This is a genomic window from Ruegeria sp. BHSA162 (assembly GCF_059613385.1).
Map to the genome: position 1 here is coordinate 23801 of NZ_JBXWSK010000011.1, position 14804 is coordinate 38604.

12 protein-coding genes are annotated in these 14804 nt (G+C 65.4%); 11 read left to right on the forward strand and 1 reads right to left on the reverse strand.

Going from position 1 to position 14804, the window contains the following annotated elements; translation table 11 throughout:
• Window positions 1-89 precede the first annotated feature (89 nt).
• The 4 genes from AC2FM5_RS05715 to AC2FM5_RS05730 all read left to right on the forward strand — a co-directional run bounded on the left by AC2FM5_RS05715 (window position 90) and on the right by AC2FM5_RS05730 (window position 3775).
• The gene (locus AC2FM5_RS05715) at window positions 90-1325 is read left to right on the forward strand and encodes an acyl-CoA dehydrogenase family protein (protein WP_496734367.1); all 1236 of its coding nucleotides are present in this window, start codon (window positions 90-92) and stop codon (window positions 1323-1325) included.
• 1 nt (window position 1326) lies between these two features.
• Complete coding sequence (locus AC2FM5_RS05720; protein ID WP_496734369.1) at window positions 1327-2142, forward strand: thioesterase family protein; 816 nt, start codon at window positions 1327-1329, stop codon at window positions 2140-2142.
• A gap of 68 nt (window positions 2143-2210) precedes the next feature.
• Window positions 2211-2858 (forward strand): DUF1007 family protein, encoded by a 648-nt coding sequence (locus AC2FM5_RS05725; protein ID WP_496734371.1) that lies wholly within the window; start codon window positions 2211-2213, stop codon window positions 2856-2858.
• The gene (locus AC2FM5_RS05730; protein ID WP_260063416.1) at window positions 2843-3775 is read left to right on the forward strand and encodes a nickel/cobalt transporter; all 933 of its coding nucleotides are present in this window, start codon (window positions 2843-2845) and stop codon (window positions 3773-3775) included. The genes AC2FM5_RS05725 and AC2FM5_RS05730 overlap by 16 nt, the downstream gene beginning before the upstream one ends.
• A 2-nt stretch (window positions 3776-3777) precedes the next feature.
• Here AC2FM5_RS05730 and truA read toward each other — a convergent pair whose 3' ends face one another.
• On the reverse strand, window positions 3778-4545 hold the full coding sequence (truA, locus tag AC2FM5_RS05735) for a tRNA pseudouridine(38-40) synthase TruA (RefSeq protein ID WP_170358129.1): 768 nt from the start codon (window positions 4543-4545) through the stop codon (window positions 3778-3780).
• Window positions 4546-4657: 112 nt separating this feature from the next.
• Here truA and AC2FM5_RS05740 point away from each other — a divergent pair, with 112 nt between their 5' ends.
• The 7 genes from AC2FM5_RS05740 (at window position 4658) to AC2FM5_RS05770 (ending at window position 14732) form a co-directional block, all read left to right on the forward strand.
• The gene (locus AC2FM5_RS05740) at window positions 4658-6070 is read left to right on the forward strand and encodes a YcjX family GTP-binding protein (protein ID WP_170401667.1); all 1413 of its coding nucleotides are present in this window, start codon (window positions 4658-4660) and stop codon (window positions 6068-6070) included.
• Window positions 6067-6510 (forward strand): GNAT family N-acetyltransferase, encoded by a 444-nt coding sequence (locus AC2FM5_RS05745; RefSeq protein WP_170358134.1) that lies wholly within the window; start codon window positions 6067-6069, stop codon window positions 6508-6510. Before AC2FM5_RS05740 ends, AC2FM5_RS05745 begins: the two co-directional genes overlap by 4 nt.
• A gap of 3 nt (window positions 6511-6513) precedes the next feature.
• Window positions 6514-7503, forward strand: a complete 990-nt coding sequence (locus tag AC2FM5_RS05750; RefSeq protein WP_496734374.1) for a YcjF family protein — start codon at window positions 6514-6516, stop codon at window positions 7501-7503.
• Window positions 7504-7563: 60 nt separating this feature from the next.
• Window positions 7564-8274, forward strand: coding sequence for a VIT1/CCC1 transporter family protein (locus AC2FM5_RS05755; RefSeq protein WP_170366677.1), 711 nt, complete (start codon window positions 7564-7566; stop codon window positions 8272-8274).
• Between the two features lie 107 nt (window positions 8275-8381).
• Entirely contained in the window at window positions 8382-11108 is a 2727-nt protein-coding gene (locus tag AC2FM5_RS05760) for a DUF2339 domain-containing protein (RefSeq protein WP_496734376.1), read from the forward strand.
• A gap of 166 nt (window positions 11109-11274) precedes the next feature.
• Entirely contained in the window at window positions 11275-14193 is a 2919-nt protein-coding gene (ileS, locus tag AC2FM5_RS05765) for an isoleucine--tRNA ligase (RefSeq protein WP_496734378.1), read from the forward strand.
• Between the two features lie 83 nt (window positions 14194-14276).
• Window positions 14277-14732, forward strand: coding sequence for a methylated-DNA--[protein]-cysteine S-methyltransferase (locus AC2FM5_RS05770; protein WP_496734380.1), 456 nt, complete (start codon window positions 14277-14279; stop codon window positions 14730-14732).
• Window positions 14733-14804: the final 72 nt, after the last annotated feature.

Below are 14804 nucleotides of genomic sequence, written 5' to 3' on the forward strand. Positions count from 1 at the left end.
GCCGTCACGCGGCTGGACACAGTTGCCGCAGCTAAGCCATCCTCGGCGCAAAGGTAAAGCCCGGTTCCGGGATCTACGGAGGATTCTTCATGAACATGTCATTTGTCTTGCGCGAGGAGAACCGGGCGCTGCTTGAGCGGGTCCGCGACATGATCCGCAACGAGATCATGCCCCTGGAAGAAGAATACCAGGCCGAGATCAACAAGGGCGACCGCTGGCAGTACACCGACCGCCAGGCCGAGATCCTGGAAGGCTTGAAGGCCAAGGCCAAGGCGGCGGGTCTGTGGAATTTCTGGCTGACCGACAGCGACAAGGGGTTCGGCCTGACCACGGTTGAATACGCCTATTTCGCCGAAGAGATGGGCAAGACCCCGCTGGGCGCCGAGGTGTTCAACTGTTCCGCCCCCGACACCGGCAACATGGAGGTGTTCGAGCGCTACGGCACCGAGACGATGAAGGAACAGTGGTTCAAGCCGCTGCTCGAGGGCGAGATCCGCTCGGCCTATCTGATGACCGAGCCGGATGTGGCCTCGTCGGATGCCACGAATATCTCGATGTCCTGCGTGCGGGACCGGGATGACTATGTTCTGAATGGCGAGAAATGGTGGTCGTCCGGCGCGGGCGATCCGCGCTGCAAGGTCTACATCGTGATGGTCAAGACCGGCGGCGACGACCTGCCCAAGCACAAGCGCCAGTCGATGATCGTGGTGCCCGCCGACACGCCCGGGATCGAGATCCTGCGCCCGATGGAAGTGTACGGCCATGACGACGCGCCGCACGGGCACATGCATATTCGGTTTACCGATGTCCGGGTGCCGGCCGAGAACATCCTGCTGGGCGAGGGCCGCGGGTTCGAAATCGCGCAGGGGCGCCTCGGGCCCGGTCGTATCCATCACTGCATGCGCGCGATCGGCCAGGCCGAGATGGCGCTGGAGCAGATGTGCAAACGCGCCCTGCAGCGCGAAGCCTTCGGCAAGAAGCTGGCGCAACTGGGTGCCAATTTCGACATCATCGCCGAGTGCCGGATGGAGATCGAGATGGCCCGCCTGCTGTGTCTGAAGGCCGCGTGGTACATGGATCAGGGCGATGCGCGCGCGGCGGCCCCGTGGATCAGCCAGATCAAGGTCGTGGCGCCGCGCGTTGCGCTGAAGGTAATCGACGAGGCGGTGCAGATGTTCGGCGGGCAGGGCGTCAGCCAGGATACGCCGCTGGCCACCGCCTGGACGCATGTGCGCACGCTGCGGCTGGCCGATGGCCCGGATGCGGTGCATCGCCGTCAGGTGGCGCGGGCCGAACTGAAAAAGCATACCCAGGAAAAGATCTGAGATGCAGGACGCGGCGATGCAGCCAGTGGTGGGTAAGACCGCTTATTTCCGGGTCGCGCCCGACGGGGCCTTTGTCGGAAATGACCCGGCGCGCGGGCCGTGGTCGGCTGACCACTGTCATGCCGGCCCGGTTGCGGGCCTGATCGTGCGCGCGGCCGAGATCGAGGTCGGCCCCGACAAGATGCTGACCCGCCTGACCGTCGATCTGCTGCGCCCGCTGCCTCTGTCCGGTCTGCGCGTGGCCGCCGAGACCGTGCGCCACACCAAGACGCTGGCCACCACGCGCGTCACGGTGCATGACCTGGACGATACGCTGTGCGCGACCGCCACCACGATGCATCTGGCGCGCCGGGATCTGGGGCCGGTGCCGAATGTGGCGATCCAGGGTCCCGACCTGTCGCAGATCGAAGACGGCCCGTTTCCCATCGGCGAAATGCGGCATGACCTGCCCGGCTTTGCCCATCATTCCGAGGTGGCCTATCCCAAAGGCGGTAATCAGGGGGCGGGGCCGAAAACCATCTGGATGCGCACCCCGCCTCTGCTCGAGGGCGAAAACCCCTCGCCGATCCAGTCGCTGTGCCCGCTGGCCGATTGTGGCAATGGCATTTCTTGGAATGCGCCGACCTCGGAAATGGGGTTCATGAACACCGACCTGACGGTGCAGATCCACCGCGAGCCGATGTCCGACTGGCTCGCCTCGGATTCCGTGTCACACTGGCAACCCAGCGGCATCGGGATGTCGCAGTCGGTTCTGTATGATACTCAAGGCCCGATCGGCACGGCGCTGCAGACGCTGGTCCTGTTTCCGCCGAAATGAGCGGCAAAATCCGTTCTCCCCGCCGAACCGCGTTGCCAGCGCCGGTCGGGCACCCTATCTTCGCGTTCATGCGCTGGATACCCACCTTGATCGCCTGTTGCCTGCCGTTTTCCGCGGTGTCGCACCCGCATGTCTTCATCGACACCGGGCTGGAATTCATCGTGGACGAGTCGGGCAACCTGACGCATGTCCGCGTCACCTGGGCCTATGACGAGTTCTACTCGCTGCTTGTGCTCGAGGACATGAGGTTGGATCAGGACGGCGACGGCGTGCTGTCCGAGGCGGAAGAGCAGCGCCTCGCCGGTTTCGACGCGCAGTGGGTCGAAGGATACAACGGCGATCTGGTCATCCTGGCCGCCGATCAGCCGGTTGCCTTGTCCGGTCCGCTGGAATCGCGCGCCACGACCGAGGATGGCCGCATCGTGACCACCCATCTGCGCAAGGTCGAGGGCGAGCCAGTACCCGCGCAGGCTCTGTCGGCCAAACCCTATGATGAGACATTCTATACCGCCTACGAGGTGACGCGCCCGGTCACCGTATCCGGACCTGAAACCTGCCGGATCGACAGGTTCGAGCCGGATATCGACGGCGAACTGGCCCAGATGCAGGCCTTTCTGCTGACCCTGGACGCCGACTATGACCTCGAGGAGAACGACATCCCTCTGGTCGGTGAACGCTTTGCCACCGAGATCCGCGTTTCATGTCCCGCTACCTGATCCTGCCGGTCGGCCTGGCGATTGCGCTGCTGCTGTGGTTCTGGGGCAGCGGAGGTTTTGACAGCCTCGCCTCCTGGGCCGCGGGCGAGCAGAGGGAATTCCAAAACCAGATTGCCCGTGCCCTGCGGGCCGCGCGGGCGGAACAGCCCGAAGCCGTGGCCACGCTGCTGGCCGTCTGTTTCGCCTATGGGTTCTTCCATGCGGTGGGGCCGGGCCATGGCAAGGTGCTGATCGGAGGGTACGGGCTGGGCCGCAATGTCGCCTTTTTGCGCCTGTCGGCGATCAGCGTACTGTCCTCGCTGGGGCAGGCCGTGACGGCGATCGTTCTGGTGTATGCAGGCGTTCTGGTGTTCCAGATGTCGCGGGAAAGCCTGGTCGGCACCACCGAGCAGATCATGGCCCCGGTCAGCTATGGCGCGATCGCGGCCATCGGGCTGTGGCTGGTTCTGCGGTCGCTGCGCAGTTTCGCCCGGCGCGGTCGTGCGGACAGTGCCCCGCATGACCATCACCATCATCATGATCACGGGCATCACCACCACGACGGTGAGGTCTGTTCCGATTGCGGGCATCGTCACGGCCCCACCGCCGAAGAGGTGGCCCAGGTCGGCAGCCTGCGCGAGGCGCTGATCCTGATCGCCGGCATCGCCGCGCGACCGTGTACCGGAGCTTTGTTCGTGCTGATCCTGACCTGGCAGATGGGCATCGCGATGGTCGGTATCGCCGGGGCCTTTGCCATGGCGCTGGGCACCGCGACCGTCACCACCCTGGTTGGCTGGACGTCGTTCGGGTTGCGGGGAGGGCTCTTGGCCTCGGCCTCGGCTACGCGGTTCGCGGCCGTGCTGGCGCCCACGATCGAACTGGTGGCCGGGCTGCTGATCGCGGTGATCGCCGGTGGATTGCTGCTGCGCGCGCTCTGACGTCAGTCGAAAACAGGATCGGGGTAGCCCACCCGCGCCAGGTACAAACCTTGCGGAGGGCAGACCGGCCCGCAGGCCGCGCGGTCGGCAGCCTCGAGCGCATCGCGCACGTCCTGCGGTGTCCAGGCGCCCGCGCCGACCCGTTCGAGCGTGCCGACGAAACTGCGCACCTGGTTGTGCAGGAAGGACCGGGCGCGGACGTGGAAATGCACCTCGGGGCCGGAAAAGCCCGGAACCTGTTCGACGCGCAGCTCGTCCAGCGTCTTGACCGGGCTGGCCGCCTGGCAGATCGAGGACCGAAAGGTGGTGAAATCGTGCCGCCCGATCAACATGTCGGCCCCAGCCTGCATCGCGGCGACATCCAGCGGATGCCCGATCTGCCAGACCTGGCCCTTGTCATGGGTCGCGGGCGCACGGCGGATCAGGATGCGGAACAGGTACTGCCGCTCGATGGCCGAGAACCGCGCATGCCAGTCATCCGCCACCCGCGCGGCCTTGAGAATCGCCACCGGCAACGGCTTGAGGTGATAGTTCAGCGCCTCGGACAGGCGGAACGGGTCCCAATCTTTTTCCAGGTCGCAATGGGCCACTTGCCCCAGCGCGTGAACGCCCGCATCCGTGCGCCCGGCGGCCGCGATCGTGTGTGACCCGGGCTGTAGTTTCGACAACGCCGCCTCGATGGCGCCCTGGACCGAGGGCAGATCCTTCTGCCGCTGCCATCCGGCAAACGGCTCACCTTGGTATTCGACTTTCAACGCGTATCTGGGCATGGGCTGCTGGTACCCTGCCGGAGGCGCCCGGGCAAGGGCAGGCGGCAAAAGCGCTGGCAACCGGGGCAGCGGCTACCTATCTTGGGACAAACAAGAAATGCGGGGCGGCGGTTTGGTCATCTCATCACTGGCAGACAGTCTTGTGCGCGGCGTCGAATCCGTCGGCGACCGCGTGTCCGAGACGTTTTTCGAACCGGTCGTGCGGCTGGGCGTCACCGGTCTTGCGCGGTCGGGCAAGACGGTGTTCATCACGTCGCTGGTGGCCAACCTGCTGGACCGGGGGAGGATGCCCGGCCTGGTCGCCCAACAGGAGGGGCGCATCAACGCCGCCTACCTGCAGCCGCAGCCCGACGACACAGTGCCCCGGTTCGATTATGAATCGCACCTGTCGGCACTGACCGGGCCTCAGCCCCATTGGCCCGACAGCACCCGCGCCGTGTCCGAGCTGCGCCTGTCGTTCAAGGTCCGCCCTGCCGGGCTGCTGGCCGGCCTGCAGGGGCCACGCACCGTGCATCTGGACATCGTCGACTATCCCGGCGAATGGCTGCTGGATCTGGCACTGCTCGAAAAAACCTATGACGACTGGTCGCGCGAAACGTTGGAGCGGATCGCGCAGCGTCCGGCAGCCGCCGATTTCCTGACCCAGGTCAAATCCGTTGATCCGGCCGACCCCCATGATGAACCCACCGCGCAGGCCCTGTCGCGGGGCTTTGCCGACTATCTGACTGCCGCGCGGGATGCGGGGTTTTATGACTGCACGCCGGGCCGGTTCCTGCTGCCGGGCGATCTGGCCGGGTCGCCGGTGCTGACCTTTGCGCCGTTGCCGGTCGAGAGCGCCGCGCGCCGCCGCAGCCTGCACCGCGAGATGGAGCGCCGGTTCGAGGCCTACAAATCGCAGGTGGTGAAGCCCTTTTTCCGGGATCATTTCGCCCGGATCGACCGGCAGGTGGTGCTGGTAGACGCGCTGGGCGCGATTCACAAGGGTCCGCAGGCGGTCGAGGACATGCGCCGCGCCATGGGCGACATCCTGTCGGCCTTCCGGCCCGGCCGCAATGCGTGGCTCAGCCAGATGTTGCTGGGCAAGCGGGTCGAACGCATCCTGTTCGCGGCCACCAAGGCCGATCACCTGCACCACCTGCAGCACCCGCGCCTGACCGCGATCATGGAGGCCCTGACCCGCGAGGCGCGCGACCGCGCCAGGTTCGCCGGGGCCGAAACCGCCGCCATGTCCATCGCCGCGCTGCGCGTGACGACCGAAGAGATCCGCAATCACAACGGCGTCGAACTGCCCTGCGTGCGCGGTAGTTTGGAGAATGGAAAACAGGCGGCCTTCTACCCCGGAGAGCTGCCCGAAGACCCCGCCCATCTGCTTAATCCTGCGCGTAAGGGGGCCGACACCTGGCTGGGCGAGGAGTACGGGTTCATGACCTTTGCCCCGGCGCATCTGTCGCTGCGCCCCGGTGACGGCCCGCCGCATATCCGGCTGGACCGCGCCGCGCAGTTCCTGATCGGAGACCGGCTGTGACCGTCACCCTCAGGCCCGCGCGCAGCCTCGACGCTGGGGCGGTCGGAGAGATCCTGCACGGCTTTGCACGCGAAAACGACTGGATGCCCGAGCTGCATTCGGGGGCTGAAGCCATCGCTTTTTGTGGGCAGATGATCGACAAAGGATGGGTCACGGTTGCCGAACAGGGCGGCAAGGTCGCAGGCTTTTTGGCCATGGACGGAACCGAGGTTCATTGCCTGTACCTGAGTCCCCCTGCGCGGAATCAGGGGATCGGCACAGAACTGCTGGACAGCGCCAAGGCAGGTCGGCGAGAACTGGCGCTGTATGCGTTTCAGGCCAACACGGGCGCGTGCCGGTTCTACGAACGGCACGGCTTTATAGAAGTGGCCCGCAGCGACGGGGCCGACAATGATGAACAACTGCCGGACATTCGGTTCGTATGGCGGAAAAAGGAGTGACGCATGGCCAAGGGTCCGGTTCTGATCGAGCTTGACGAGGATGCCCCGTCCGCCGACGTGTCGAAGGCCGCGCCGGTACCGGATATCGCGCCGCCCCAGGGGCAGGCGATGCAGGCCGCGGCCCGGCTGGCCGCGCGCAAGCCGTCGATTCTTGGGCGGTGGTTCTGGGGGCTGGCGGTTGCGGTCGTGGGGGCGGCGGTCTCTGTCGTCGCATGGAATTTCGCCACCTCGTTGATCGCCAGCGTGCCGGTGCTGGGCTGGATCGTGACCGGCATGATTTGCGCGCTAGTGCTGGTGGCCCTGCTGATCGCGCTGCGCGAACTGGCCGCGCTGGGCCGGCTGTCGCGGGTGGACGGGATGCGCCGCGCCGCCGATGCCGCGCTGGCCGATGCCGATCTGGCACAGGCCCGGGCCGTGACGCAGCGCCTGATCGCGTTCTATCGCGGGCGCGAGGATACGCGCTGGGGCCGCGACCGTCTGGTCGAACGGATCGAGGACCAGTTCGACGCTTCGGGCCTGCTGGGACTGGTCGAGGATGAATTGCTGGCCCCGCTCGACGCCGCCGCCAGCCGCGAGGTCGAGGCCGCCGCGCGCCAGGTCGCGACGGTGACGGCGCTGGTGCCGCTGGCGTTGGCCGATGTGGCGACGGCGCTGCTGGCCTCTTTGCGGATGATCCGCCGGATTGCCGAAATCTATGGCGGGCGGGCCGGATTCCTGGGGGGCTGGCGATTGACCCGAGCAGTGTTCGTTCACCTAGTGGCCACGGGCGCGGTGGCCGTGGGTGACGACCTGCTCGAACCGGTTCTGGGCGGGTCGGTCCTCAGCAAGCTGTCGCGCCGCTTTGGCGAGGGGCTGGTCAACGGCGCCCTCAGCGCCCGCGTCGGCGTGGCCGCGATGGAGGTCTGCCGACCGCTGCCCTTCTCGGACCGCCACAGGCCGTCGACCCGCGGCATGATCTCGCGCGCGCTGAGCGGGCTGTTTTCCAAGGGTTGATCTGCCGCAAAGCCAACGGGCCGCTGCGCAGGGCACAATCTCCCGGAAGGGAGACCAGCCATGGCAGATCACGGCCACAGCCAACAGGAAATCGCAGACCGGATCGACGCCCCACCCGGGCGCGGGTTCCTGCGTGACGTGGTCTATGGCGGGATCGACGGTTCGGTGACCACGCTGGCCATCGTGGCGGGCGTGGCCGGGGCCGGGCTGTCGCCCTTCGTCATCGTGGCCTTGGGCCTGGCCAACGTGCTGGCCGACGGGTTCTCGATGGCGGCGGGCAACTACTCGGGGACCAAGGCCGAGCTGGACAATATCCGACGGATCCGCGCCATCGAAGAGCGCCACATCCGCCTCTACCCCGACGGCGAGCGCGGCGAGGTGCTGGAGATCCTGTCCCGCAAGGGCTTGTCGGGCCGGGTGTTGGAACAGGCAACCGATGCGATCACCGCCGATCAGGATACCTGGATCAACCTGATGATCGAGGGCGAATACGGGCTGGGCAGCGTCGATCCGCATCCGCTCAAGGCCGCCGCGGCCACCTTCGCGGCCTTTGTCGTGGCCGGCATGGTTCCGCTCGTGCCGTTCCTGTTGGGTGTCGAGGGCGCGTTTCCAGCCTCGGTCCTGATGACACTGGGCGTGTTCTTTGCCATCGGCGCGATGAAAAGCCGGTGGTCGCTGGCGCCCTGGTGGCGCTCGGGGCTTGAGACGCTGGCGATCGGTGGTGCGGCGGCGGCAATTGCCTATCTCGTCGGGTCCATGTTCCATCCCTAGATCACTGGCGTCAGATCGCAACAGGCTGAAACCATTCGGGATTTCCCGACTGTCTTACCGCGCCTGCACAGGATAGCCTGTAATCCAGAGTTGCCCGGAGGTGCGGTTTGGAATCTCTGCTTGTTCTTGTTGGCTTGGTCGTTTTGGCGATGCCGGTATCTATTGTCGTCTTGCTGGTCGGCCATGCCCGTCTGCGGCGGCGGGTCGAGCAGTTGGAGAGTCGGTTGGGTGCCGGGCCGCAACCGGACGCGGAGCGGCCACCACAGACGCAGTCCGCGCCAATCGAAGCACCGACGCCTGAACCGCGACCGGCCCCTTGGGGCCCGCCGAAACAGGAAAGCCCACCGACGCCGGACCAACGGCCTGACGCTGAAGAATCGGCAACTGTCACTGAGAGTGCATCGCCTCCGGCCGCAGTGGTGTTCCGCGCCGAGCGGTTTGACGATCTGAGCGCGTGGCTGCGCGAGAACTGGTTCTATGCCGTATCCGCCCTATCGCTGGCGCTGGCGGGGATTTTCTTGGTGCAATACGGGGTCGAAAACGGGTTGCTGCCGCCCACCGCGCGCGTGTTGGCGGCCTTGGGTTTCGGCGCGCTGCTGATCGTGGCCGGAGAGGTCGTCCGGCGCCGATACGGCGATGACGAGTCCTCGGCGACTGCCTATCTGCCTTCGGTGTTTTCCGGCGCGGGGCTGGTCACGCTGTTTGGCGGCGTTCTGGCGGCGCGCCAGCTCTATGACCTGATCGGCCCCGAGGCGGCCTTGGCGGGCATGATCGCCATCGCTCTTGTCGGGCTGGTTCTGGGCTGGTTCCACGGCCCGCTGCTGGCGGCGATCGGGTTGATCGGAGCCTTTGCTGCACCTTTCGTCGTGGGTGGCGATTCGGCTGACCCGTCTTGGCTGTACGGATATTTCTTCGTGATCACCGGGCTGGGGCTTGGGATCGACACGGTGCGGCGCTGGGCCTGGGTGTCGGTGCTGTCGCTGGTGGGCGCCTATTTGGCGGGCCTTTTGCTGGTGACGGGTTCGCCGATCACGGAACCGGCTTTCCTCGTCTACGTGGCCGCCATTGCCGTGATCGCCATTGCCATTCCCGTGCGCCGGATCTGGCCCGATCACGACGGCGCGATGTTCAGCGAACTCCTAGTCAGAAAAACCAGTGGTCCGTGGCCCGAATTTCCGACGCGCCTGGCCTTTGGGGCGGTGCTGGCAAGCTCGGCCATTCTGGCGCTGCAATGGGCCGATACGCGCGGTGAGTTCTGGCTGGCTGTGATCCTGCTGGCCGGGCTGACTTTCGCCCTGCTGATCTGGGCAAAGGACGCGCCGGCCCTGCAGGACATGACCGCGCTGCCTGCCTTGGGGCTGGGTGGTTTCGTATTCACGCATGGATTTGATGACGGCGCGGTGGCGCGTGGGTTCTGGCAGACCTATTCCGAAACGCCCGAGGCCGATTTTCCGTTGGCCGTGACCTGGCTGGTTGCGTTGGGCGCGGTGATCTCTCTTCTGGCGGCATGGCGGTCGTTCCGGGGTGGACGGTACCCGCTGGTCTGGGCCGGTGCCGCCGCGCTGTACGCCCCGGCGCTGGCCATCGCGCTTGAGCTTGGCTGGCGCCCGGTCAGCGTGATCGGAGCCTACCCCTGGGCCCTGCATGCGGTCGCGCTTGCGGCGCTGATGGTGGTACTGGCCGAGCGCTTTGCCCGCGTGGATGGCGAGGCCCGGATGCGTCCGGCTTTGGCCACGCTGTCGGCCCTGTCCTGCTTGACCTTCGGCTGCGTGATCGTGCTCAGCTCGGCGGCGCTGACCATCGCTTTCGTGGTCACGATCATCGCGGCGGCGGCACTGGACCGGCGGTTCAATCTGCCGCCGATGAGCTGGTTCATCTGGGCCGGCGTTGCCACCGTCACGTTCCGACTGATCCTGAACCCGGGTCTGGACTGGGCGCTGGAAGCACCGGTTGCGGAAATGTCTCTGGTCTATGGAGCTGCGGTTGCAGGCTATCTTGCCGCATGGTGGATGCTGCGCCCGCTGGACCGCCCAGTCGCCAATGTCATGTTGGACAGCGCAGCGTGGGCGACGGGTGGCGTTCTGGTGTCTCTGCTGCTGTTGCGCTGGTTGGAAGGGCTCGGCGAAGGCGGTGCCGACGACAGCCATTGGGGGCTGGGCCTGCTGTCGGCCATTTGGCTGCTGCTGGCCTTTGCGCAGGTGCAGCGGTTTGCGCTGGGCGGGCGACTGAACTGGGTTCGGGTCGCACTGGGCGTGTTCTTTGCCGCGCATGGCCTGTTGTGGCTGGCGCTGGCTGCGACAGTGGCCAACCCTGTTTTGCGGTTTGGGGCAGATCCTGTTCTGGGGCCTCCGGTGGTTAACACGCTTGCCATTGCCTATCTGCTGCCGGCCCTCGTCATCGGCCTGTCCGCGTGGCGGATCCCCAAGATGCCGGCGCAGTTGCGGCTGGCCTGTCAGGGGGTGTCCGTTGCGCTGGGCGCCTTGTGGCTGGGCCTGACAATCCGGCATTTCTGGCAGGGCGCGGCAGGCATGTATGAAGGCAACGGCGTATCCCAGCCCGAGCTTTATACCTATACACTCGCCCTGCTGTTGATCGGCGCGGCGCTGTTCTATCAGTCGCTGGCGCGTCGGTCGGACGTGATGCGCAAGGCCGGGCTGGCGGTGATCGGGCTGGCGGTGGCCAAGGTGTTCCTGATCGACATCTCGGGGCTGGGCGGTCTGATCCGGGTGTTTTCGTTGCTGGCCTTGGGGCTGGCGCTGGCGGGTCTGGCCTGGCTGAACCGCTGGGCCAAGCTGCGCCATTCGCCGCAGGGGCCGGAAGCTCTGGACCAATAGGCGCAACCGGCCTATAAGCCCGGCCATGCAAGACGTTTTGGCCATTATCATTCGAATTATTTCCCCGGCGCTCTGAGTTTCCGAGACGCCGGGCAAAGGTGCTTGAGTTCATCGCACCGACCGCTTCGATCCAAACACGCCAAGATCATCCAAGGGACGCCTCTCCATGTGCGCCGACACGACCCAGACACCCGACTACAAAGACACGCTGAATCTGCCCCGAACCGAATTCCCCATGCGCGCCGGCCTGCCCAAGCGCGAGCCCGCATGGCTGGACCGCTGGGAAAAGATCGGCGTCTATGACCGCCTGCGCGACAAACAGGGTCGCAAGCCCTTCACGCTGCATGACGGCCCGCCCTATGCCAACGGGCACCTGCATATCGGCCACGCGCTGAACAAGACGATCAAGGACATGATCGTGCGCAGCCACCAGATGATGGGCTTTGACGCGCGCTATGTGCCCGGCTGGGACTGCCACGGCCTGCCGATCGAATGGAAGATCGAGGAACAGTACCGCAAGAAGGGCAAGAACAAGGACGAGGTTCCGGTCATCGACTTCCGCCAGGAGTGCCGCAAGTTCGCTGAAGGCTGGATCGACATCCAGCGCGAGGAGTTCAAGCGTTTGGGCATCACCGGCAACTGGGCCGATCCGTACGTCACCATGGACTATCACGCCGAGGCGGTGATCGCGGACGAGTTCATGAAGTTCCTGATGAACGGCACGCTGTATCAGGGCTCGAAACCGGTGATGTGGTCGCCGATCGAGAAGACCGCCCTGGCCGAGGCCGAGGTCGAATATCACGACAAGGAGAGCTTCACCATCTGGGTGAAGTTCAAGGTGGTGAACACCGGCGACATCACGCTGGACAACGCCTATGTGGTAATCTGGACCACGACGCCTTGGACCATGCCGTCGAACAAGGCCGTGGTCTATGGCAAGGACATTTCGTACGGGCTGTACGAAGTGACCGGCCGCCCCGAGGAATGCTGGGCCCGGATCGGTGACCGGTACCTGCTCGCCGACAATCTGGCCGCCGACGTTTTTGCGCGGGCGCGACTGGACGACACCATGTACCGCCGCCTGTGTGACGTCACGCAGGACGATCTGGCCAAGATCCAGCTGCAGCACCCGCTGGCAGGGGCCGAAGGGTCCAACGGCGAATGGGACGACATTCGCGATTTCCGCGCGGCCGATTTCGTGACCGATACCGAAGGCACCGGCTTCGTTCATTGCGCGCCCTCGCACGGGATGGAGGAATTCGAGCTGTACCGCGATCTGGGCATGCTCGAGCAGGTCATCACCTACAACGTGATGGACGACGGCAGCTTCCGCGCTGACATGCCGTTCTTCGGCGGCAAGTACATCCTGTCGCGCAAGGGCGGCGAGGGCGATGCGAACAAGGCTGTGATCGACAAGCTGGCCGAGGTCGGCGGGCTGCTGGCGCGTGGCAAGATCAAGCACAGCTATCCGCATTCTTGGCGGTCCAAGGCGCCGATCATCTATCGCAACACACCGCAATGGTTCGTGTCCGTCGACCGCAAGCTGGACGATGGCATGGACGAAATGGGCGGCACTATCCGCGAACGCGCCCTGCGCTCGATCGACGAGTTGGTGAAATGGACGCCGCCCTCGGGCCGCAACCGCCTGTATTCGATGATCGAGGCGCGCCCCGACTGGGTTCTGTCGCGCCAGCGTGCCTGGGGTGTGCCACTCACGTGCTTCACCAAGAAGGGCGCTCTGCCCACCGACCAGGACTATCTGCTGCGCAACCCGGACGTGAACACCCGCATCAAGGCCGCGTTCGAAGAATACGGCGCCGATGTCTGGTACACCGACGGCTTCAAACAGCAGGTGCTGGATGGCATCGTGAACCCCGACGATTATGACCAGGTGTTCGACGTACTGGACGTGTGGTTCGACTCGGGCTCGACCCATGCGTTCGTTCTGCGCGACCGTGAAGATGGCACCGACGACGGCATTGCCGATGTCTACATGGAGGGCACCGACCAGCATCGCGGATGGTTCCATTCCTCGATGTTGCAGGCCTGTGGCACGATCGGCCGCGCGCCGTATCGCAATGTGGTTACGCACGGGTTCACGCTGGACGAGAAGGGCAACAAGATGTCCAAATCGCTCGGCAATACCATCGTGCCGGAAGAGGTCGTCAAGCAATACGGTGCCGACATCCTGCGCCTTTGGGTGGCCCAGACCGACTATACCGCCGACCAGCGGATCGGGCCGGAAATTCTGAAAGGGGTCGCCGATAGCTATCGCCGGCTGCGCAACACGATGCGCTTCATGCTGGGCTCGCTGGCCGACTTCACCGAGGCCGACCGGATCGATCCGGCCGAGATGCCGCGTCTGGAACGCTGGGTGCTCAGCCGCCTGGCCGAGTTGGACGAGCAGGTCCGCAAGGGTTATGCCGCGTTCGACTTCCAAGGCGTGTTCAGCGCGGTGTTCAATTTTGCCACGGTCGACCTGTCGGCCTTCTATTTCGACGTGCGCAAGGATGCGCTGTATTGCGACGGGGACACCCCGCGCCGCCGGGCCGCGCGCACGGTGCTGGACATCCTGTTCCACCGTCTGACTACCTGGCTGGCGCCGATTCTGGTCTTCACGATGGAAGAGGTCTGGCTCGAGCGGTTCCCGGGCGAGGACAGCTCGGTGCATCTGGTCGACTTCCCCGACACGCCTGCCGATTGGCGCGATGCCGAGCTCGAGGCGAACATGGCCAAGATCCGCCGTGTACGCCGTGCGGTGACCGCCGCGCTGGAAGTGCAGCGCCGCGACAAGGTCATCGGCTCCAGCCTCGAAGCCGCGCCGATCGTGCATGTCGAGGATGCGGAAACCCGCGACCTGCTGGCGACCTTCGACGTAGATGACCTGTGCATCACCTCGGGCCTGACCGTCACCGCCGACCCTGCCCCGGCCGAGGCGTTCCGCCTGCCCGAGATCGAGGGCGTCGGTGTCGTGTTCGAAAAGGCCGAAGGGGCCAAGTGCCAGCGCTGCTGGAAGATCCTGCCAGATGTGGGACGCCACGCCCACCCCGGCGTCTGTGGCCGATGCGATACGGCGCTGAGCTGAAAACGATCCCTGAAACCCCCGCCATCGCGCGGGGGTTTTTCTTGCGGCTTGCGACGCACCCGCCAATCTGAAACTCTGCGCCAATGCCGATGATTGCAGTGGAAACCCAGTTCGGATGCCTCGGGGTCGAAGAAGAGGACGGTGCCATCACCAGTCTGGTGTGGGACGGTCACACAACGGGTGAGACGACCCCGCTGCTGATCGAAGCGGCATCACAGATCAGGGCCTATGCCGAGGGCCGGTTGCAGAAGTTCGACTTGCCACTGCGTGTCGTTGGGTCCGAATTCCAAAAACAGATCTGCGACTTGATTTCCGCGATTCCTTTCGGTGACACACGGACTTACGGTGATATCGCGCAGGATCTTGGATGTCCGGCGCAAGCTGTCGGGCAGGCCTGTGGTGCCAACCCGATTCCGGTGATCATTCCCTGTCACCGCGTTCTGGCGGCAAGCGGCCTTGGCGGGTTCTCGGGGCAGGGCGGGGTTGAGGGCAAGGTTGCCCTGTTGCGTCACGAGGGGGCTGCCAGTCTGCTGATCTGACCGCCGGAATCCGGTTGCAATCTTTCGCAAAGCGTCCCAACCTGAGACAGTTTTCGAACCCGAAGGACTGCA